Annotated in this window: 23 protein-coding genes and 1 tRNA gene; 10 read left to right on the top strand and 14 right to left on the bottom strand. The window is 41.0% G+C overall.

Features of this window, described 5'->3' with window-relative positions; all coding sequences use genetic code 11:
* Positions 1-24: 24 nt before the first annotated feature.
* The 8 genes from WA256_RS02220 to rlmE form a co-directional block, all read right to left on the bottom strand.
* Positions 25-969: a general glycosylation pathway protein gene (locus tag WA256_RS02220; RefSeq protein WP_269407577.1), complete on the bottom strand. Its 945-nt coding sequence runs from the start codon at positions 967-969 to the stop codon at positions 25-27.
* Positions 970-1,169: 200 nt separating this feature from the next.
* A tRNA-Leu gene (locus tag WA256_RS02215) sits at positions 1,170-1,254 on the bottom strand.
* Between the two features lie 76 nt (positions 1,255-1,330).
* On the bottom strand, positions 1,331-1,678 hold the full coding sequence (gene secG, locus WA256_RS02210) for a preprotein translocase subunit SecG (RefSeq protein ID WP_054551698.1): 348 nt from the start codon (positions 1,676-1,678) through the stop codon (positions 1,331-1,333).
* Position 1,679: 1 nt separating this feature from the next.
* A complete protein-coding gene (gene tpiA / locus WA256_RS02205; protein WP_235376889.1) occupies positions 1,680-2,429 on the bottom strand; it encodes a triose-phosphate isomerase in 750 nt (249 codons plus the stop codon).
* A 69-nt stretch (positions 2,430-2,498) separates the two neighbouring features.
* The gene (glmM, locus tag WA256_RS02200) at positions 2,499-3,854 is read right to left on the bottom strand and encodes a phosphoglucosamine mutase (protein WP_287203938.1); all 1,356 of its coding nucleotides are present in this window, start codon (positions 3,852-3,854) and stop codon (positions 2,499-2,501) included.
* Positions 3,847-4,695: a dihydropteroate synthase gene (folP, locus tag WA256_RS02195; protein ID WP_274167379.1), complete on the bottom strand. Its 849-nt coding sequence runs from the start codon at positions 4,693-4,695 to the stop codon at positions 3,847-3,849. Before folP ends, glmM begins: the two co-directional genes overlap by 8 nt.
* Before the next feature lie 106 nt (positions 4,696-4,801).
* Complete coding sequence (gene ftsH / locus WA256_RS02190; RefSeq protein ID WP_251602676.1) at positions 4,802-6,739, bottom strand: ATP-dependent zinc metalloprotease FtsH; 1,938 nt, start codon at positions 6,737-6,739, stop codon at positions 4,802-4,804.
* A 66-nt stretch (positions 6,740-6,805) separates the two neighbouring features.
* The gene (gene rlmE, locus WA256_RS02185; protein ID WP_054551703.1) at positions 6,806-7,435 is read right to left on the bottom strand and encodes a 23S rRNA (uridine(2552)-2'-O)-methyltransferase RlmE; all 630 of its coding nucleotides are present in this window, start codon (positions 7,433-7,435) and stop codon (positions 6,806-6,808) included.
* Positions 7,436-7,524: 89 nt separating this feature from the next.
* On the opposite strand from rlmE, the gene yhbY reads away from it, so the two are divergent.
* Positions 7,525-7,821, top strand: a complete 297-nt coding sequence (gene yhbY, locus WA256_RS02180) for a ribosome assembly RNA-binding protein YhbY (RefSeq protein WP_062564320.1) — start codon at positions 7,525-7,527, stop codon at positions 7,819-7,821.
* Positions 7,822-7,926: 105 nt separating this feature from the next.
* Here yhbY and WA256_RS02175 read toward each other — a convergent pair whose 3' ends face one another.
* Positions 7,927-9,075, bottom strand: coding sequence for a serine hydrolase domain-containing protein (locus WA256_RS02175; protein ID WP_062564319.1), 1,149 nt, complete (start codon positions 9,073-9,075; stop codon positions 7,927-7,929).
* 115 nt (positions 9,076-9,190) lie between these two features.
* Here WA256_RS02175 and WA256_RS02170 point away from each other — a divergent pair, with 115 nt between their 5' ends.
* From WA256_RS02170 to WA256_RS02145, 6 genes are all read left to right on the top strand, one after another.
* Positions 9,191-9,997, top strand: a complete 807-nt coding sequence (locus tag WA256_RS02170; RefSeq protein ID WP_304636633.1) for a hypothetical protein — start codon at positions 9,191-9,193, stop codon at positions 9,995-9,997.
* Between the two features lie 166 nt (positions 9,998-10,163).
* A complete protein-coding gene (locus tag WA256_RS02165; protein ID WP_054561864.1) occupies positions 10,164-11,003 on the top strand; it encodes a MipA/OmpV family protein in 840 nt (279 codons plus the stop codon).
* Positions 10,993-11,394 (top strand): DUF3019 domain-containing protein, encoded by a 402-nt coding sequence (locus WA256_RS02160; RefSeq protein WP_269407572.1) that lies wholly within the window; start codon positions 10,993-10,995, stop codon positions 11,392-11,394. The genes WA256_RS02165 and WA256_RS02160 overlap by 11 nt, the downstream gene beginning before the upstream one ends.
* Positions 11,395-11,407: 13 nt before the next feature.
* Positions 11,408-12,115: a response regulator transcription factor gene (locus WA256_RS02155; RefSeq protein ID WP_175078973.1), complete on the top strand. Its 708-nt coding sequence runs from the start codon at positions 11,408-11,410 to the stop codon at positions 12,113-12,115.
* A 12-nt stretch (positions 12,116-12,127) separates the two neighbouring features.
* A complete protein-coding gene (locus WA256_RS02150; RefSeq protein WP_130167012.1) occupies positions 12,128-13,417 on the top strand; it encodes an ATP-binding protein in 1,290 nt (429 codons plus the stop codon).
* A gap of 173 nt (positions 13,418-13,590) precedes the next feature.
* Positions 13,591-14,943, top strand: a complete 1,353-nt coding sequence (locus WA256_RS02145; RefSeq protein WP_062564313.1) for a sodium-dependent transporter — start codon at positions 13,591-13,593, stop codon at positions 14,941-14,943.
* A 31-nt stretch (positions 14,944-14,974) separates the two neighbouring features.
* Here WA256_RS02145 and WA256_RS02140 read toward each other — a convergent pair whose 3' ends face one another.
* Both WA256_RS02140 and WA256_RS02135 read right to left on the bottom strand, forming a co-directional pair.
* A complete protein-coding gene (locus WA256_RS02140) occupies positions 14,975-15,412 on the bottom strand; it encodes a GNAT family N-acetyltransferase (protein WP_062564312.1) in 438 nt (145 codons plus the stop codon).
* 67 nt (positions 15,413-15,479) lie between these two features.
* Entirely contained in the window at positions 15,480-16,223 is a 744-nt protein-coding gene (locus WA256_RS02135; RefSeq protein WP_054561870.1) for a sporulation protein, read from the bottom strand.
* Between the two features lie 221 nt (positions 16,224-16,444).
* On the opposite strand from WA256_RS02135, the gene WA256_RS02130 reads away from it, so the two are divergent.
* The 3 genes from WA256_RS02130 (at position 16,445) to WA256_RS02120 (ending at position 18,936) form a co-directional block, all read left to right on the top strand.
* Positions 16,445-18,016 carry a cation:proton antiporter domain-containing protein gene (locus WA256_RS02130; protein WP_274167373.1) on the top strand — a complete coding sequence of 524 codons (1,572 nt, stop codon included), beginning with the start codon at positions 16,445-16,447 and terminating at the stop codon, positions 18,014-18,016.
* Between the two features lie 285 nt (positions 18,017-18,301).
* A complete protein-coding gene (locus WA256_RS02125) occupies positions 18,302-18,583 on the top strand; it encodes a hypothetical protein (protein WP_058585448.1) in 282 nt (93 codons plus the stop codon).
* A 137-nt stretch (positions 18,584-18,720) separates the two neighbouring features.
* Complete coding sequence (locus WA256_RS02120; protein WP_062564309.1) at positions 18,721-18,936, top strand: DUF3820 family protein; 216 nt, start codon at positions 18,721-18,723, stop codon at positions 18,934-18,936.
* A gap of 112 nt (positions 18,937-19,048) precedes the next feature.
* On the opposite strand, the gene WA256_RS02115 is transcribed toward WA256_RS02120, so the two are convergent.
* The 3 genes from WA256_RS02115 to WA256_RS02105 are packed head-to-tail and all read right to left on the bottom strand — an operon-like array spanning position 19,049 to position 21,396.
* Positions 19,049-20,296 carry an ATP-binding protein gene (locus WA256_RS02115; protein ID WP_335988716.1) on the bottom strand — a complete coding sequence of 416 codons (1,248 nt, stop codon included), beginning with the start codon at positions 20,294-20,296 and terminating at the stop codon, positions 19,049-19,051.
* A gap of 6 nt (positions 20,297-20,302) precedes the next feature.
* The gene (locus tag WA256_RS02110) at positions 20,303-20,995 is read right to left on the bottom strand and encodes a response regulator (RefSeq protein WP_054562019.1); all 693 of its coding nucleotides are present in this window, start codon (positions 20,993-20,995) and stop codon (positions 20,303-20,305) included.
* Positions 20,996-21,009: 14 nt separating this feature from the next.
* A complete protein-coding gene (locus WA256_RS02105) occupies positions 21,010-21,396 on the bottom strand; it encodes a DUF3019 domain-containing protein (protein WP_054561875.1) in 387 nt (128 codons plus the stop codon).
* Position 21,397: the final 1 nt, after the last annotated feature.

Genomic DNA, 21,397 nt, shown 5'->3' with positions numbered 1-21,397 from the left:
CGTTTTAAACAAAGCGCCCTATCATTAGTGTTTTACTTTTAAGCGCTGTACCTGGGTCAGCACATCTTCAGCTTTGGCGCCTAGGTAAACGTAAATTGCCAGTGCAATCAACAGACCTACCACAGCAAACATCATCAATACAGCAGGTATAACATACTCAGTTTGCCCGAGTGCTGCTTTAAACATGGTTAGTAAGGCTTCTATCGATACTGCAATCAAAATTGTTGAGATAAAGCGTGTGATCGTTCGTCTTGTTGAGCTGTGGCGAAAAATATCCTTATGCATGAGGATTTCTTCTTCTAGAATTGTTTTGCCTAAATCAAAAATAGCCAACGCTAAAGTAACAAAGATAATAATAGTAAATGGTTTAAGTGGGTCTGACTGAGTGTCTTCGCTTAAGACTAAGTCCACCATTCCGGCAAATACTTTATATAACAGATAGAACACCAAGCAGAACAAACAAGCGACAATCAAGCCATAACCTACCTTAAAGTAAGGTGTCATTCTGGCTCGCTTGGTGTCTCCCATAATAAATTCAATCAGCTCTGTTAAGCACACATCGATAACCAAAAACTGCTGTTCATCGTTGCCTGAAGGAATTGTTTTGATCACTGAGATACAAAGATGCTTAGTCGCAGTCGAAATATATGGCGAAGTAAAATGCGGCACGGGTGTTGACGAAGCTAGTAAAAAATAAGGCCGAGCACTTAAGTCCTGCCCAGCCCCAATATGACCCAGTTTCTTGTTGTATTGACGCTTAAAGCAGACATTGTCACCTTGCTGAATGCCTTGCTCATTCAAACAATATTGTAATTCTAGAAATGGGTATTGATTGACAAGCTGTTGATACGCTTGCTTGTTAGTCAACGATGCCTGAACACTGGCAAGTATAGAAAGAAGAAGTTCATGAATGAGCTGCTGTTGCTCTTCATAGCGTTCTATAGCACTTAAATAACTCATTCTTGCCATCTTGCTTCCTCAAAGTTGTAGAGATACCAACTCTAGTTAAGCAAGGAAGACTCCAAGTTTTATTTCACTTAATAATCAATTAGTTAATTTCGGGCAGGGGAATGGCATTAGAATAAAAGCACTATAAAGGTGCGCATTTTGTTTTATGAAGCACTAAAACGAAAAAAGCTGTAACTCAGTGAGTTACAGCTTTTTAATTTTGGTGCGGATGGGGGGACTTGAACCCCCACGGCCGAAGCCACCACCCCCTCAAGATGGCGTGTCTACCAATTCCACCACATCCGCATGCAATTCTGTATGTTGTTAAGCTTTACGTTTACTTGAGGAATGAAAACTGCTTAACGATAATTAGCAAAGCTAATTAGTTAGGTACGTCAGACGTTTTATCTTCTGTCGCAGGCACATCAGATTGTGCTGGCGTTACAGTTTCAACAGCTGGCGCAGCTTCTAAGTTTTCCCACTCATCAGTCTTTTTGATTTGACCTGCAGTAAGGTTACCTAGAACAATACTTAGTACGAAGAAGATCGTTGCTAAGATTGTTGTTGTTTTAGTCATGAAGTTACCAGCACCTGATGAGCCAAATACGGTACCAGAAGCGCCAGCACCAAATGATGACCCCATATCTGCGCCTTTACCTTGTTGGATTAAAACCATACCAACTAATGCTAAAGCAACAATTAAATAAACTACTAATAAAATTTCGTACATCTTATACGGTCCCTTTTGCACTTTCACAGATAGCAGTAAATGAATCTGCTTTAAGACTCGCGCCACCAATAAGGCCGCCGTCTATATCTGGTTGTGCAAATAATAATTCGCTATTTTTTTCATTCACGCTACCACCATATAAGATGGTTAATTGCTGTGCTACATCGCTATCTGAAGAAGCAACCTTCTCGCGGATAAACTTGTGGACGGCTTGCGCTTGCTCAGGAGAGGCAGTCTTACCTGTGCCAATGGCCCAAACGGGCTCGTATGCTACCACAGAATTCTTCAGTGCTGCTACACCTAATTTGCTAATTACAGCATCAATTTGAGCTGCAACCACTAATTCAGTTTCGTTTGCTTCACGTTGCTGCTCGCTTTCACCCACACATAGGATAGGAGTTAAGCCAACTTGCTGCGCTCGCGCAAACTTATCTGCAACAACGTCATCTGACTCACCGTAAATGCTACGACGTTCAGAATGGCCAACTAACGTATAAGCTGCGCCTAGGTCTTTGACTAGCTGAGCATCTACTTCACCCGTAAAAGCACCAGCTTGATTTTCAGAGACTGTTTGCGAACCAAACGTGACGTTTTGTTGCTGCAAAGAACTCAACAATGGGAATGGTGGAAACACCACTATATCCAGTTCATCCGATTGAACATTTTTGATAGCAGTTGATAACTGTTCAACAAGCTCTAGAGAGCCGTTCATTTTCCAATTACCTGCGACCATCGGCTTACGTGTTGCCATTATTCCACTCCACATTAGAAAGCGGGCAAGATACTAACTCGACTTGCCCAAAGTTACAAGAGGTTATTGTTATGCTTGGGTTTGTTTGCTCACAGTTTCGACAACTGCGGCTATTTTACGTGCGCTATCAAGGACAACTTTTTCCTGTTCAGCTTCAACCATTACTCGTACAACAGGTTCAGTTCCTGATTTACGAAGTAATACTCGGCCAGTATCACCTAGCTGTTCTTCAACGTGCGCTACCATATCAACTACAGCTTGATCTTGTGTTGGATCGGTACCTTGTGGGTAACGAACATTGATCATTTTCATTGGATATTTTGTAAAACCAGCCCCTAAGTCTTGCAATGTTTTATTCTGCGCAACCATTGCTGCTAATACTTGCAAGCTTGAGATAATGCCATCACCCGTGCTGATTAAATCAAGGTTTAATACGTGACCTGAACTTTCACCGCCGATTTTCCAGCCATTTTCCTGCAGTAGTTCCATTACGTAACGGTCGCCTACTTTACTGCGAGCAAAACCAATACCGCGCGCTTTTAAGGCATTTTCCAGACCCATGTTAGACATCACAGTGCCAACGACACCACCACCTAAAATATCGTCATTTGCAGCTTGGCAAGCAATAATATAGACAATGTCATCACCATCAAATACACGACCATTGTGGTCAACCATCATTACTCGGTCACCATCACCATCGTAGGCAATACCAACATCAGCATTATGCTCTAATACTTTGCGTTTAAGCGTTTCAACATGGGTTGCACCACACTCAAGGTTGATATTTACCCCGTTTGGCTCGCAGGCGTGACAGATAACCTCAGCGCCTAACTCACGCATTACTGACGGTGCAATATGGTATGTAGCACCATTTGCGCAATCGAGTACAATTTTTAAACCTTCTAGCGATAAACCTTGTGGGAATTGGCTTTTACAAAACTCAATGTAGCGACCATCAGCTGTTTCTAAACGACGCGCTTTACCAAGCTTGTCAGAGGCAACGCAGGTCATTGGCTCATCCATCATAGCTTCGATTTCAAGCTCAACTTCATCAGGTAGCTTTAAGCCCCTGCTTGAAAAGAATTTAATACCGTTATCATGGTAAGGATTATGAGATGCACTAATTACAATACCCGCTTCTGCACGGAAAGTTTGCGTAAGATATGCAACCGCTGGTGTTGGCATTGGGCCTAACAAAACAACATCAATACCAGCAGCAATCAAACCTGCCTCAAGTGATGTTTCAAGCATATAGCCAGAAATGCGAGTGTCTTTACCAATAATGACCTTTTTAGTGCCAATTTTTGATAAAACACGACCTGCAGCCCAACCAAGCTTTAGCGCAAATTCTGGAGTGATTGGGTACTCACCAACCATGCCTCGTACACCGTCCGTGCCAAAATATTTTCTTGTTTTACTCATTTGTAATTCCTTTAGTACATGCTTGCCAAACGTTAAGCACATCAACTGTTTCTTGTACGTCATGAACGCGAATGATTTTAGCACCATTTTGTGCAGCAATCAGCGCGCCCGCAAGGCTTCCCGCTAAGCGTTCATGTGTGTCTCTATTTAATAAATTACCGATCATTGATTTACGAGATAACCCCGCAAGAACCGGTAATTTGAATTGGTTAAATACATCAAACTTATTTAAGATTTCGTAATTATGAGCCAGTGTTTTACCAAAGCCAAAACCTGGGTCTAAAATAATACGCTCAAGCTGAATGCCCGCTTGCTCACACGCGGCTAAACGCTCTGCAAAGAATTCGTTAATATCAGCAAATAAATCATCATAATGTGGGTTACTTTGCATAGTGCGAGGCTGACCTTGCATATGCATTAAGCAAATTGCTACCTCTGGGTATTGTGCCAATACCTCTACCGCCCCAGGCTCCTGTAATGCTCTGACATCATTGATTATGTCAGCCCCTGCAATTATAGCTTGGCGCATTACTTCACTTTTGCTGGTATCAATGGAAATAATACAATCGCTGGATGCTCTTAGCGCTTTCACTAAAGGAATAACGCGTTCAAGTTCATCTTCAAGAGAAACATCAGGTGCCCCTGGGCGAGTTGACTCACCACCTATATCAATTATTTTTGCACCTTGATTTAATAACGTATGAGCTTGTTTGACAGCGCTGTCTAGTTGGCAATAACTACCGCCATCAGAAAATGAATCTGGAGTGACATTTAAAATCCCCATCACTACAGGGGAATCGAGGTGTAAAATACGACCTCGGGGTAACTTAAGAGCGGTCATTTTTACCTTCAAACTTCCATGCATTTGCTCAACAACTATAGTGAGCCAATTTTATGCTACAAAAAAGCCCCGGCATCCGGGGCTTTTGCTTTTTATATTTTAACGACTATTCAGGTTTGTCATCAAGGCTTGTTTCATCCTTTTTTACTGAATCATCCGCTTTTGTCTCATTAACAACAGGCTCAGCCTTCGCACTAGGCTTTTTATCATCTGAACGGCGGTCATGAACATCACGCGGCTCACGTACAGGCTGACGTGCCATTAAGTCATCAATTTGACCCGCATCAATCGTCTCGTACTTCATTAGTGCATCTTTCATCGCATGTAAGATATCAATGTTATCTTTTAGGATTTGCTCCGCACGTTGATAGTTACGATCTGAGAATAAACGAACTTCTGTGTCGATCACTTTTGCTGTTTCATCAGACATGCTCATAGCACGGCTACCGCCGCCACCCATGTACATTTCGTTTTGGTCTTCAGCGTAAAGTAATGGACCTAGTTTTTCACTAAGACCCCATTGAGTAACCATTTTACGAGCAATATCGGTTGCACGTTCAATATCGTTACTAGCACCAGTTGTCACTTTATCTTCACCGTAGATTAGTGCTTCAGCAATACGACCACCGTAAAGACTAGAGATCATTGACTCTAAAAGCTCTTTTGAGTGGCTCACACGGTCTTGCTCAGGCAAGTACATAGTAACACCTAACGCACGTCCACGAGGAATGATAGACACTTTATAAACTGGATCATGTTCAGGTACCATGCGACCAACAATTGCGTGGCCCGCTTCATGGTAAGCAGTCATTTCTTTTTCTTGCTCACTCATCACCATGGTCTTGCGCTCAGCACCCATCATGATTTTATCTTTTGCAGCGTCAAACTCTGCCATGCTTACAACGCGTTTGTTACCACGAGCTGCATATAACGCGGCTTCGTTAACTAAGTTTGCAAGGTCAGCACCAGAGAAACCTGGCGTACCACGTGCAATTACCGCAGCTTCTACGTTATCGCCTAGTGGCACTTTACGCATGTGAACTTTAAGAATTTGTTCACGACCACGAATATCTGGAAGACCAACAACAACTTGACGGTCAAAACGGCCAGGACGTAATAACGCAGGGTCTAATACATCTGGGCGGTTCGTTGCAGCGATAACGATAATACCTTCGTTACCTTCAAAGCCGTCCATTTCTACAAGCATCTGGTTTAGTGTTTGCTCACGCTCATCGTGACCACCACCCATGCCAGCGCCACGTTTACGGCCTACTGCATCGATTTCATCAATAAAGATGATACAAGGTGCTGCTTTTTTAGCTTGTTCGAACATGTCACGTACACGTGATGCACCGACACCTACAAACATTTCAACGAAATCAGAACCTGAAATTGTGAAAAACGGCACTTTAGCTTCACCAGCTACTGCTTTAGCTAGTAACGTTTTACCTGTACCAGGAGGACCAACCATCAACACGCCTTTCGGGATGCTACCACCTAGCTTTTGGAATTTTGATGGGTCACGTAAGAAGTCTACAAGTTCAGTTACATCTTCTTTCGCTTCGTCACAACCAGCAACATCAGCAAACGTCGTTTTAACTTGGTCTTCACTCATCAGACGCGCTTTACTCTTACCGAAAGACATCGCGCCTTTACCGCCACCACCTTGCATTTGACGCATGAAGAAAATCCACACACCAATAAGCAGTAACATCGGGAACCAAGAGATTAAAATGCTGGCGAGGAATGACTGCTCTTCTGGCTTAACGCCTTTTACATTAACGTTGCTTTTTAAAAGATCATTCAAGATGTCTTTATCATACATTGGCATGATGGTTTGAAAGCGCTCACCATTTGTTTTAGTACCAGTAATCGTACCTGTGGTGCTTTCAATTGAGACTTCTTGGATAGCGCCACTACGAGCGTCGCTAACAAATTGAGTGTAACTTGTTTGGCGATCTGCCTGATCACCACCATTAAAGCTCTGAAACACTGACATTAGCACAACTGCAATGACCAGCCAGAGTATTAGATTTTTCGCCATATCGCTCAAGGAGTTAACCTCTTGTATCCAATTAATTTAAATTCAACTTAACGCAGCACAACTGTACTACAGTTTGTAGCCTGTCGCCACTATATAAACTTCCCGAGAACGGGCGCGTGATGCATCGGGCTTTCTAATTTTAACCGCTTTAAAGCTATTACGTACTTCCTGCAAGTATTGATCAAATCCTTCGCCTTGGAAGACTTTGACACAAAATGCACCATTTTTCTTTAAAACTTGGTGACACATATCTAATGCCAACTCAACTAAGTACATACTACCAGCTTGGTCAACAGATGTATTGCCGCTCATATTAGGTGCCATATCAGAAAAAACTACATCAACATTTTTTCCATCAATACGGGTCAGTAGTGCATCAAGTACCGCTTCTTCACGAAAGTCGCCCTGTAAGAAGTCAACACCTGCTAGTGAGTCCATAGGTAAGATATCACAAGCAATTACTTGACCTTTATCCCCTACTTTTTCTGCTAAATATTGCGACCAACTACCTGGCGCAGCACCTAAATCAACCACTGTCATTGATGGTTTGATTAATTTATCTTTGTTTTGAATTTCGTCTAATTTGAATACCGCACGAGAACGCCAACCTTTCTTTTGCGCTTCGTGAACATAAGGATCGTCGAAATGTTCTTTCAGCCAACGCTTAGAACTGGCTGAATGTTTTTTATTTGCCATAAAATTAATACGTAACTAATTAGTAATATTCTCTAGATGGCGTTAGAATACCCTTAATTCAAGCCATATTCAGCAAAATTTGTAACATGATGAAATTATCGAACAAACAAAAGCAGTTTTTAAAAGGCCAAGCGCACAGTTTAAAACCTGTTGTATTACTTGGTGCAAACGGATTAACAGAAGGCGTTTTAGTTGAAATTGAAAGCGCTCTAGAAATTCATGAACTAATCAAAGTTAAAGTTCCTACAGATGAACGTGAAACTAAAGCATTGATTTTTGATGCAATTGTTCGCGAGACAGGCGCAACAAAACTACAAACAATTGGCCATACAATTGTATTGTATCGCCAAAGCGAAGAGAAAAAGATTCAATTACCACGCGGTTAATCCTGCCTTGTGAAATTTCGAATCAGAAAAAGCCAGCAAATATGCTGGCTTTTTTGTAGGCAAAAATAATTTTGCATTAATTTGTAACTAAACTTTTTAGCTAGGCTATTTTTGCTCTCGCGTGTATTTAAGAACCCGATTAATAAACTCGGTAGTTAATTCATTAATTAACCCTGTTTCTGCATTGAGAACTAAGCTAAACCCTATGTTTAGATGCGGAAATACTACAATATCGCTGCGATAACCTTGCACCCAACCACTGTGGTAATAAAGTACTTCATCATCATAGTTGTAAACACGCCAACCCAATCCATAGTAAGCATCTTTTACATGGCTTCGCCAAACTCGGCGACGAGTTTCTTTTTTAGTATGTGTATAAGGACGGGTTTGTTTGATCAATGCTTCGAGTGGTAATACATCTGGGTATTGTCCTAGCTGCGCATTTAACCAAATAGCCATGTCATTTGCGCTGGCGTTTACACCTGCAGCTGCAGGCACTTTATAGTAATTTTTCTTTAAACGAGATGTATACCAACGCTTTCTACCGCGTACATGAGGGTGAGCATAGTTGTTGTCTTTAACCATCCCCTCAAAACCAACACTGGCATCCACCATTTTTAAAGGCGCAAAGATATATTCTGAAATCCAATGTGAGTAGTCCATCTGTGTTGATTGATAAATCACTGAGTCAATCAAACTAAACATCACATTTTGATAGCCGTAGCACTCGCTTGGTTTGCAGATAGGCTCAACAGTCAATAGCCGCTCGACAATATCTGGGTAACTCATACGCGACTCAATTAGGTTATCGTATGCATTAGGTACTAGGCCACTAGAATGGCTAAGGATATGATAAATTTTTAAGTCATCTTTGTAAGCAGTATTAGAAAAAGCAGGAATAAACTTACTTATTGGGTCATCAATATTAAACTCCCCTTGCGCTGCAAGTTTAGCAGTTAATGAGCCCGCAAAGGTTTTAGAGACTGATGCCAATCGAAAGCGGGTATGTTTATCGACTTTACGACCTTTTTCTATTTTTGTTCGACCAATACCATTAATAAAATCATCATGACCAATATTTACAATCGCCAATGAACCACCTGGTATCCCTTTACTTTTTAATTTTCGGGTAAGGTGTTTATTATAATCAGCAACGAAAGTTTGCCATTGCTTATCACTCGAAGCAGCTTCTCCGCTAGCAAAAAGCAGTAAAAAAGAAAAAAGAAAGGGAATTAAAGATAAGCTGTACTTCATTATTTATTTTTTTAAGTCTGTTTAGGAAGTTTCTTATAACATAATATCATGAACTTTTGCCTCGACTAACGTACAATACGCTTAATCTTAAATATTTATGGGTAGATTAATCTTTATGCGCTTACTTGTAGTTTTGTTTTTTACTTTAATTTCAGCTGGTTGTGCCCTTAAACCTGAACCTGCGCCATTACTTTCGATGCCAAAGAAACCAAGCTTACAAAGCCAACGCTTTCAAGTAGAGTATCAAACAGAGCATGCAGCTCCTAAAGTGAAGTCAGTACAGTTGCCTGCACATGCAGTTAGTAAAAACCAAACTGTGGTGATAGTTGCCGACAAAACCAGTGTGACAGATACACTTTATACGCAACTGACTGAAGCACTTACAGCTAAGCAGTTAAAGGTTGTCGCAGAAGGCGCACAAGCAGATTACACTCTATCTATTCATCAGCTTGATCTTGAGCTTATAGAAGACACAGAATATCAATTGGTAACACCAGAAAAGCCTCTGCCTTTATTTGATGAAGTAGCAAAACAGTTTCCAGTTCAGCAATGTGCAACGATCTTAGGTCAAGTAAGCATGCGCTTAACTCACAAGAAAACCGGTGATGTTGTATGGTTTGCAAAGTCATCAATTGACAGCGCAAGCTTTCACCGTGAGCCTCTGATCTACAGCTTTGAACAACAGCAGCTAATAAAGAATGAACTTGAAGTAGCGACTTTTGTACATGAACAAAATTCTGAAGAGGCACGTATGGCACGAGTTAACCAAGAAGTAACGATTCCTGCTTATCAAACGATTACGCGAATGAACGAATTTAAAAAGGAACAAGGACCGTGTAACCGTACAGAAATTAGCGCGCTTACACCTATGATGCAGTACTACCTGAGCAGCATTTTAATCGATAAAATAAAAGTTCAGTAACTAACTTTTGCTGTTTGTCTGCCCATAGGCAAACAGCTTCCCTCCTTGAATTTGCAACACTTTCTTACACTTCTAATTCCTGCTAGTACATTTTTTTACAGATTACAGGAACTCCTTAACAATATACTATAAGCTATTACCCTTTCTCACAGACAAGGAAGCAACATTGCGAGCTTACAGTGCCCTATTATTGATATGTTTAACCTTGCTTAGTACCACAAGCCAAGCAAGTAACCGCTATTATGCAGACAATACTTTAGAGCCAAGCCAAGGCTTTGCATGGGACTGGGGCATTGGTTTAGGTTACTACATTGAAGATTCTTACCTTGTAGGCATGGACTCTTACAATGATGGCATAGAGCCAGACGTACACCTCGCAGTTTCTTACGACAGCTTTTACCTCGATTACGACCAAAGCCAACTTAGCGGCGGTTTAACCCTAGGTTACAGTGTTATCGATAAATTTGAATGGGGCTTAGATATTGTCGGCACCAACATTCAATCTGGCTTTGATGAAACAGGCTTAAATATTTATGGTAACGAAGTAATTAAAGAGCTTGAAGGGATCAGAACACGCGACTACGACTTTGATGTAGGTCTTCGCCTATCACGTCGCTTTGAAAACTCGCAAATTTCATTTGAATACCTGCATGATATTTCAGGTGCACATAATGGCTGGGTAATGAATTCGTTTTTTAGCCAGATCATTCCTTGGCGAAATTGGGAGTTTCGCTCTGGCGTTGGCTTAAGTGCCTACTCAGCAGACTTTACAAATTACTACTTTGGCATTTCAGAAGCTGAAGCGCTAGAAACTCGCCCTGTATATAACCCAGATACCTCTTACAGCCTTATTTTTGAATTTCATGCAGAATACCCAATTAACAGACATTGGGTGTTTTTAACTGGTTGGTTATCGACTTGGTTTTCAAACGATATTCACCAAAGCCCTATAATTTCTCAAGAGTATCAGCATAAAGCCAAGGTAGGCGTGCGTTATGTTTTCTAAGTATTATTTGTGCTTTACCTTATTACTGTCAGGGCCATTACTCGCTGAGCAGCAATCTGTAGGTAAGAAAGATATTGAAAATGCGTTAGTTGCACTGCCCGACACTTGCGTAGCGCTGCGTGAAGGCAGAAATTGCTACGCAGAAGTTGATTTAACATGGCATCAAGAGCAAGTTGGTAACTACTGCTTACGTAATGCACAAAGCAAGCACATTATTCAGTGCTGGTTGATGCAACAAAAGGGCTTATTTAGATACCAATTTGATTCAGCACAAACCATAGGCTTTGAACTTATAAGCAGTGATAACGGTAAGGTTGTTGCAAGCACTGAAATACAATTACAGTGGGTCTATCAAAATCGTCAGAAGAAACGTCGTTGGCGACTGTTCTAAGCAGGAGTAAATAATGGAACATTACGGAACTATCTTATTAGTAGAAGATGATATTTCTCTCGCCAATTGGGTTGCGGAATATTTAATTGAACAAGGCTACCAAACAACCATATGCCAACGTGGCGACCAAGTGGTTGAACAGGTGCGTAAAACAACCCCTGACTTAGTTTTGTTAGATATTATGCTTCCGGGTCAAGACGGTATTAGTGTGTGCCGTGATTTAAGACAGTTTTATCACGCCCCGATTATTATGCTCACCGCACGTGATGATGAGATGGATGAAGTGATTGGCCTTGAAGTTGGTGCCAGTGATTACATGATGAAACCCGTTCGCCCTCGCGCTTTATTAGCACGTATAAAAGCAGCACTTCGCTCTAAATCAGATACACAAGAATCAAGCACAAGCTCTGAGCTTATTAATGTGGGTAAGTTATCAATCAATACTGAGTCACGTACCGTTTACTTTAATAATGATGAGGTTCATATCTCAAGCGCTGAGTACCTACTACTGCATTATTTAGCAAGTAATGCAGGTCAAGTGGTTTCACGAGATGCAGTGTTTAAGGCAACGAAAGGGCGCGAATATGATGGCTTAGACAGAAGTGTGGATGTGCTGATTTCATCATTACGTAAAAAATTTAATGATGACCCTCAGCACCCTGAAAAAATTAAAACTATCTGGGGCAAAGGCTATTTACTTGTTGCCACCGCTTGGCAATAACGACTCGCGCCTGTGAAAAAGTTTTATATCTCACTCCTTGGCAGTGCCCTGCTTTCAATCATCGTGTTGGGTTGGCTAATTGATGCTTTTAGCCAACAAACCCAAGCACCTCAGGATGTGTTTTCTAGCGAAACACAAATGATTAAAGGCTTTGCAAAGCAACTCGCAAAGTATGATGCTAAAGATCGTGAGCAAGCTATTGCGGATATTAACCAAAACTTTGCTGTGCAACTAGAGTATCGCCCTACACAGTCGCTTGCGCTACCTCATTCATTGTTAACACAAATGACCCAACCTAGTGGCCTTATCCTCGAAGATCAGCAAGGCTACTATTTACTTTACAGTGAAGCAGCTTTGGGCACACACCACTTAAAAATGCGTTTGGATAAAGACTTAACACACGAGCAAGGCAACGATGTATTACTCACCTTGTTGTTCTACGCTGGGTTATGCGTATTTATGGGCTTTATCATTGCGCCACTGGCCAAGCGTTTAACCGTATTAAACGAAGCGGCACAACGCTTTGCTAAAGGTGATTTAAAAAGCCGTATTCACTTATCTCACTTTACCTATATCAAAGATGTTGAGCTGACATTCAACCGTATGGCGAGTCAAATTGAAAAACTTCTCGATGAAAATAAGTTAATGGCATCAAGTTTATCTCACGATATTCGCACACCTATCGCCTGCTTAAGGTTTGGCCTTGAAGCAGCGCAAGACTGCCCTAATGACGAAAAGCGCCTTGAGTATCTTGCTCGAATGGAAAACGACTTAGACCAAATGGAGTCTATGCTAAAAAGTTACTTGGCATTTGCAACCCTTGAGCAAAAAGCAAATCAGTTGACCTTTAATCATTCTGATCTAGAAACCTATATTCTTACTTTAATACATCAAATTGAGCCCAAGCTTGAACAACAAGGCTTGCGCATTAATCACCTCGTTGAAGGCGGTGATATTTGTGCGGATTTACACTGGTTAGCTCGGGCCATTGTTAATTTATTAAGTAATGCTTGCGACTTTGCTGAATCAGAAATTTTACTCAGTGCTACGAGTACCAGTGAATCCGTTACCATAAAAATTGAAGATGACGGTCCGGGTGTCAGCGAACAAAACTGGCAAAAAGTATTTAGTCCATTTTTCCAAGAACAAACACATCGTAACCGGGATGGAGAAAGCTACGGGCTTGGCCTTGCTATCGTTGCGAAAGTTGTTGATTGGCATCATGGTACGGTCGAAGTATCAAAAAGTAAGCAGCTAGGTGGCGCGTGTTTTACTCTTTCAATTCAAAATAAAAGCCAATAAACATGTTTCATTTGTGTTAATTGTTTCGTATTGTAATGCGCAATTGCACGAATTCTACGCTGACAGCTCTCACATAACGAAGAACAACCAAAATGCGGATGATTAACCCTTTTTATTTAGTGTTAATTCGAGTAGATTGTCAGCGCCGTCACAAATAGAGAAGTAACAATAATATGAGCGCATCACGTGGGGAGTTCAGCTCCCGCTTTGGATTTATTATGGCTGCAGCAGGCTCTGCTGTTGGCTTAGGAAATATTTGGGGTTTCCCAACACAAACTGCAAGTAATGGCGGTGCCGCGTTTTTAGTGGCTTATTTAGTGTTAGCATTTTGTCTTGCTTATCCTGCTTTAATGGCTGAGTTAGTAATTGGTCGTCATGGTCAAGCTAATGCCGTCACTTCACTTCGAAAAGTAACGAATCAAGCATGGCAAAAGAAGTTCGCCTTCATGGTGGGTTTTGGCGGTATTATTTGTGCGGGTCTAATTTTAAGCTTCTATGCGATTGTGGCTGGCTGGATGCTGAGTGCAACCCTCGAACCTGTTGCACAATTAGCTGGTCAAGAGCAAGCAGGCACTTGGCTTAGTGAGCAGTCACTATCAAGAAACCTTATATTCACTGCCGCATTTATTATTTTAACCGTCTCAATTATCTCTAAAGGCGTAGAAAACGGCATAGAAAAATGGTCTAAGCGCTTAATGCCTGCCCTGTTAGGGATTTTGTTTATGCTTATCATCTATGTAATGACGCAAGATGGCGCAATGGAAGGCCTAAAGGCGTATTTAGTGCCAGACTTTTCATCGATTTTAAACCCTGAGTTATTAGTGAATGCACTAGGACAAGCATTTTTCTCATTGTCGCTTGGTACCAGCGTAATGATCATCTACGGCTCATACATTAGCAAAAAAGAAAACCTAGTATCGTTAGGCGCTTATGTGACTTTAATCGATGTGTTCATTGCCTTTGTAGCCGGTTTACTCATTATTCCAGCTATGTATGTTGCTCAAGCTCAAGGCGTACAAATTTTCTCTGCTGAAGGCGCATTACTTTCAGAAGATACCTTAGTATTCCAAGTGCTGCCGGCACTATTCACTAGCATGGGTAATGTGGGTATTTTTGTTGGCTTTGCATTTTTTGCGTTAATGAGTATTGCAGCGTTAACCTCATCGATTTCGATGCTAGAAGCACCTGTTTCCTATGCTGTTGAACGCTTTGCGTTAAAGCGTGTGCAAGCTACATGGATCATTGGCGGTATTATTGCGCTCATTAGTTTTACAATTGTCTTTAACCTAGGCACCTTGTTTGGCTTTGTGATCACCTTAACCACTAAGATTGGTCAACCGATTCTAGGCTTAATGTGTTGTATTTTTGTTGGTTGGATTTGGCATCGCGCGTCACTGCTAAAAGAAATTCAACAAGGATGCCCTGAAGCTGCTAATAGCTTCTTCTGGAAAGTATGGCCATGGTATATCAAGTTTATTTGCCCACTAGCCATTTCGCTCGTATTTGCTAACTCTCTGTTAAGCTAACAAATGTTTATGTTTGAAGTGGCCATTTAGGCTACTTCAAACACATATCTTGATGTGGAATGCCATCTTCTAGGTAATCATCGCCCACATTTTCAAAACCAAATTGCTGATAAAACCCTGTTAAATAACACTGAGCACCAATCATAATCGCTTTGTCAGGCCAATGCTCTTTACATGTGTCTATCGCAGTTTGCACCAACTTACTCGCCAAACCATCACCACGAAATTGCTTTGCTACCAGCACTCGACCAAATGCGCTAAATTGCTCACTCTTTTTATAGCATCGTGCATAGGCTGCCACCTGCTGACCTTTAAACAAGAACACGTGCTGGGTCAGTTCATTGTTATCCACTTCGTCAATTTCTGGGTAAGGGCAAGTTTGTTCTACCACAAATACATCAACCCGCGCCCGTAAAATGGCAAATAATTCATCTTTACTGAGTTCACTATAACTTTTAACAGAAAACATAACTCTCCTTTTTGAAGACAAAAAACCCAGCCGTAGCTGGGTTTTAACTAACTTAATAGCAGTTAGCCTAAGCAAATAATCGTTCTAGCTGATCACACAGCTGCGACAGATTTACATGATCATGCTCAATGGTTAAATCGACATAACCATCCCCTCTAAAGGCACGATCAAGTTCAATGAGTACATGAGTTTTGTGCGCTTCAGGAACAAACGACAACTCTATCTCTTGTAGACCAAATAGGCTTCGGCTGTTTGGTCGATACTCTAGCTCTTGATAGCATCCCGAATGTGATTGAAATGTAGGTGCTCTTAAGAAGCCTTTTTCAACATCCGCTTTCACTAAGCTAAAGCCAAGTCTATCCATCGCTTCCATCAACGTGCTTACAGCATCGTTAGGATAAATATGAAGTGCATCACGATCAGTTGGATCAAGTGCTAAATCAATATCCAAGCCTGTTTCAAGCCACACATGTGATTGGTTATAACCAGCATTAATTTCAGTGATCGGTGTTTCTGAATGCAGTCGCGCTTCAAATGGAATATGTTTTTCAGCACCTGCTGCAATCGTGCCGATATCTGTAATTCGCCACTTTTCAATTACATGGTTTGTAAAGTACTCACCATCTTCACCTTCGACTTTAACACGTGTCATCAGTGCTAAGTCTAAACCCGATATGTCTTGATCAACATCGCCGCCTTTAATAACAATAACGGCATTAAATTTTTGACCCGGTTGTAAATGCTCTGTTTCAAGTACAGTGTCAACTTTTGCTGCACCAATACCTACTGATGCAAGGATTTTCTTAAACATCTTTTCTCCTTAAGCCAGCTTCTAACCTATGGCTTAAATTCCTTTGTTAATGCATCTTAACCACAATTAAAAGCTAATGTCAGCGAAAAAATGATGCTTTTGGCGGATTAATCGATAAATCATGTATAAGTGCTTATTTTTTGAACTCTTACTGTCTGATATTGTTTTCCAACTACAAATATTTCGCTACACTTCTAACAAATGAAGTCAAAAGAAAAACTATGGAACTAATCTACTTTGCTACCGCGTTCGTTTGTGGCTTTGCTGTTTATCAGTTAAAGCTGCCACCTCTTATCGGCTTTTTATTAGCGGGTTTTGCACTCAACCTATATGGATATAAGACAACCGAGCTGCTGAATACGTTGGCAAGCTTGGGTGTTACTTTGTTATTGTTTAGCATTGGTCTTAAGCTCAAAGTATCAAACTTAATGAAACCACAAGTTTGGGCGCCCGCCTCAATGCATATTGTTTTAAGCAGTACGCTCTTTAGTGGTTTTATGTTGTTGCTAGGAGCCCTTGCACTGCCTTTATTTAACGAACTTACTTGGCAAAGTGCATTGTTAGTCGGTTTTGCTTTTAGCTTCTCAAGCACCGTTTTTGCTGTAAAAGTGCTTGAAGAACGCGGTGAAATGGCAAGCCTCCATGGTAAAATCGCCATTGGTATCTTAGTTATGCAAGATATCTTTGCCGTTATCTTCTTAGCCATCAGCACAGGTAAGGCACCTAACATTTGGGCTTTGGCATTATTAGTAGGTTTACCTATTTTACGCCCTGTGATGTTTTGGGTATTAAACCGCTCAAAGCATGGTGAGTTATTACCCCTGTTTGGTTTTTTCTTTGCGCTAATTATTGGCTATCAGGCCTTCGAATTTGCAGGTCTTAAAGGTGATTTAGGTGCGTTGATTATCGGTATGATGTTCGCATCGCATAAAAAAGCCGGTGAATTATCAAAGTCACTCCTTAATTTAAAAGACGTGTTGCTGGTTGGTTTTTTCTTAAATATTGGTTTGAATGCAGAGCTGACCAGCCATGCCGTGATTGTTGCACTCATCATTATCTTAGTTTTGCCTGTAAAAGTTGCACTTTATTATGTGCTAACAAACGCCTTCAAATTACGTGCTCGTACTTCACTATTAAGCGCGTTTAGCTTAGCTAACTACAGTGAATTTGGTTTGATTGTCTGCGCCGTTGCAGCCACCAGCAATCTAATCACGTCTGAATGGCTAGCCGTCATGGCTATCGCTGTGTCAATCACCTTTATACTCGCATCACCTTTAAATAAACGCTCGAATGAAGTGTATGTAAAAATTGAACATTGGCTACTAAAATTTGAAAGTAACAGCCGTCTTGCAGAAGAGCTGCCAGTGAATCTAAATGACACTAAAATCGTGATCTTTGGTATGGGTCGAATTGGTACAGGTGCCTATGAAACAATCAGCCAAACTCACCCTAACCTTGTCGCTGGTATCGATATTAAGCCGGATGTTGTTGATAAGCATATTAAACGAGGCCGCAGAGTGTTACTTGCTGATGCCACTGACCCTGACTTTTGGCAGCGGGTAAACCACTCACATGTCGGTATGGTGATGCTTGCAATGCCAAAACACATGCAAAATATTTTTGCCTTAGAGCAACTGCGTGCTTCTGGTTATGAAGGTCAAGTTACAGCGATTGCAAACTACCCAGATCAGCAAAAAGAACTAGAAGATATGGGGGTTGATTCCACATATAACTTCTATTTAGAAGCTGGTAGCGGCTTCGCAGAGCATGTAAAACAAAAACTTTTCTCTTAATGTAAAAAATAATTCTCGGTACCTTTTCATGGTACTGAGAATTATTTTCACTGTATTCAGTTAGTTGGCTAACTAGTTTTCACGACAAGCCAAATCAGTCCCTTTATTGGGTCAAGCTTATTTACAAAGCTTTACATCCAGATTAGCAATCAGGCTAAAAAAAAGAGTAGAATTAATTTCAAGGTGCTTAGCTAAGTATCTATTTTTAACACAAAAAAGTTTAACAGTGTTGTGTAGTACCGCTGTTTTTAATTCAGCACTGTTAGGTGGATTGAGGTTGTTTAAATGAAAGATAAGTTTACCAACGAATTTTTAGCAAACACGGATGACGCACGTGCTGGGAAACTTTCAGATATTCAGCAGCAACTTGATGAGTTACAAAATAATGGCATGACTGCAATGGATATCAGAACAGTGCTATTCAACAAGATGCTCGATGTATATCAAGTACCAAGTGACCATTTTCTTCGTGACGGTGAGACACCAGAACGAATCGACGACCCAGCTATTGTCGTTAAGCTAAATAAACTTGGCTTCACGAAAAAGCGTCGTCACCAACTACACTAATACGCCGTAATTAATTAGTGGTTGTTATTCTGAGGGCCTACATCCCTCACTAAATAGGCTGTTTCTTGCCCGTCACAGCCTATTTTCTCTCCTCTTTTTACCGTATCATCTAGCTTTAAAATTTCTTTGAGATAAAGATGGATACAGCTCAACTCAAACGCGCCATAAATACTAAAATGCCATTTGGAAAGTACGCTGGCCGCCCTTTATTGTTGCTGCCAGAGCCTTATTTAGTGTGGTTTAAACAGCAAGGATTTCCTGATTCCCAGTTGGGTGCACAGCTAGCAATGATGTATGAAGTGAAGCTCAATGGCCTTGAAAAAATGCTAATGCCATTATTAGATGAAAAATAATTAAACTTTTTTCGAACTTTTATAATTAAGTGCGGTCTATTACTTTGCTACTTGTTTATTTTTGGTTTTAATCTTTAAAAAGCGCCCTAGGCGCTTTTTTTATGTCTGCAATTTAAAGCGAGTTACTTTTAAACAAATGAATAGTAAATTTAGCTCCACCTAATGGTGAGTCACACACCTCAGACTGCCCTTGATGCCAACTAACAATTTTAGCGACAATGGCAAGCCCTAACCCAAAGCCGCCAGTTTTCTTGTCACGACTTTTATCTAAACGAGTAAATGGCTTAAAAATACTTTGCCACTCAGATTTTGCGATCCCTGGGCCGTCGTCTTCAACACTTATTTGTATTGAATCCCCTAATTCTTCAACACTTACATGAATTTTATGGTTTGCGTATTTTTGTGCATTGCCCAATAGGTTTTGAATACAACGCGCCATAAAATGCTCGTCACACTCGTAGTAAAGCTGCTTGGGTGCAGTCAATGCTACCTCTATATCTGTAGCAAACTCGAGTTTATTCACCACACTATTGATAAGCGCTGTTAGGTCACAGGAACGGGGCTTTAAGCTTGGTTGGTGTGAATCAAGTCGTGCGTATTCAAGCATTTCTGACACCAGTGCTTCAAGCTCTGTAATATCAGCCTGCATGTTATCAATGTAAGTGTAGGATTTTTCATTCTCGATTTGCTCTTCGAGCATGGCAACAGCAAACTTTAAACGCGCAAGGGGCGTTCTAAACTCATGAGAAACGGAAGAAGTTAGTTCTTGCTGCGCAGCCAGTAAATACTGAATACGCTCTTGCATCGCGTTTAGGGTATCAGTAATCGGCAGAAAAAATGATTTTGAGGCATCGTGAAGCTCAAAGTCTTGCGATCCTCCTACAGCTTCACAGGCGAGCGTCAATTTATTAAAGTCACGCCAAAGCAATAGGCTCCAGAGTCCAATTGGCAAGCCAATCACGGTCAATAATAAAAAGTAAGGCCAAACAGAACTAAAGTTTGGATTTTCAACTGAAAGTGGGCCTACATGTAAAAGCTGAGTGTCATTAAGGGCTATGTACCAAACCACTTTTTGTTCTTGATTGAACAAATACAGGTAATGGTCATTTTTGAGCTGTGTTTTTAGGTCTTCAGGAAGTGCTAGATCGGTGAGATTAATTATCTCGCTTTCGAATTCTTGCTGGAGTGTCGCTAAACCATTTTCAGTTTGGCTTAATAACCACAGAGATTTACCAAATTCTTGGTCAAGGGCTATTTGTTGTTGGGTTTCTTCGTAGGGCCATAACTGCTCTATGACCCCACTAACTAGAAACAGAGAAACTATTATATAAAGATATAAGCTAGCAAATAGTTTCCCCATTAAAAATTACATATCCCATGCGTCAGATACAAAAAGGTAACCCTGTCCCCAAACTGTTTTAATTCGGTATGGTTTATCACTGTTATCACCTAATTTCTTACGGATACGCGATACACGTACGTCAACGGTTCGGTCTAAACCATCATATTGACGACCAATCATGTGTTGATGAACATGCTCACGACTTAACACTTCACCAGCATTTGACGCAAGCAACCAAAGCAGCTCAAATTCATGAGAAGTCAGTGTAATTTCACTGCCTTTAAGTGTAACAATGCGGCTAGTTTTATCAATGGTTAAATCGCCAAAGCTAAGCTCTTCTGGCGCTTTGTTTGTAGCTTGACCGCGACGTAACAATGCATTGATACGTGCTAACAATACACGAGGTTCTGCAGGCTTAATTACATAATCATCTGCGCCAAGTTCAAGGCCAATCACTTGGTCAAAGTCCTCACCTTTAGCTGTCAGCATTAAGATAGGTAAGCTAAATTTATCACGTACCTGACGGCAAACGCTAAAGCCATCTTTACCCGGTAACATGACATCTAAAATCATTAAATCAACTGGGTTGTTTTCAAGGTATTCAAATACTTCGTCGCCGCGTTCAAGGACCGCAACATCCAACCCATTATGTTGAAGGTAATCACGTGTTAACTGCTGTAAGCCGAGATCATCTTCAACAAGTAAAATCTTTGCCATTGGTTGCTCCTGAATTAAAAAAAGCTCCACGGTGAGCGTAATCTACGCCTCGTTGTTTTTGCTTCGGTGCTTTGCACTTCGACTTTTGCGGTCGCAATTTTGCTCCCCGTGTGCGGATTGACTAAGGAGTATATTGTTTCAACCTGAACCCGCGCTTTATGGCTGTAAAGCCCTTTTTTGCTGTCGTTCCAGCATTGAATTTGTTGGTTATTTTGAAACAAACACAGATCTTGAGGCAGCTGTGTTTGCCAGCTGATTTTTAACTCAAGATCACAAAATTCGTGCTGTTGTAATACAACACACACTTTTGGCGTGATATCAAACTGAGTCGCTTGCGCATGGCTTGGGGTAACCCAAATAACAGCAACAAACACACACAGACTAAAAACAAAATACTTCATA

It is taken from the genome of Pseudoalteromonas sp. CH_XMU1449-3 (assembly GCF_037027245.1).
Classification (GTDB): domain Bacteria; phylum Pseudomonadota; class Gammaproteobacteria; order Enterobacterales; family Alteromonadaceae; genus Pseudoalteromonas; species Pseudoalteromonas shioyasakiensis.
This window is presented reverse-complemented; position numbering and strand designations above follow the sequence as displayed.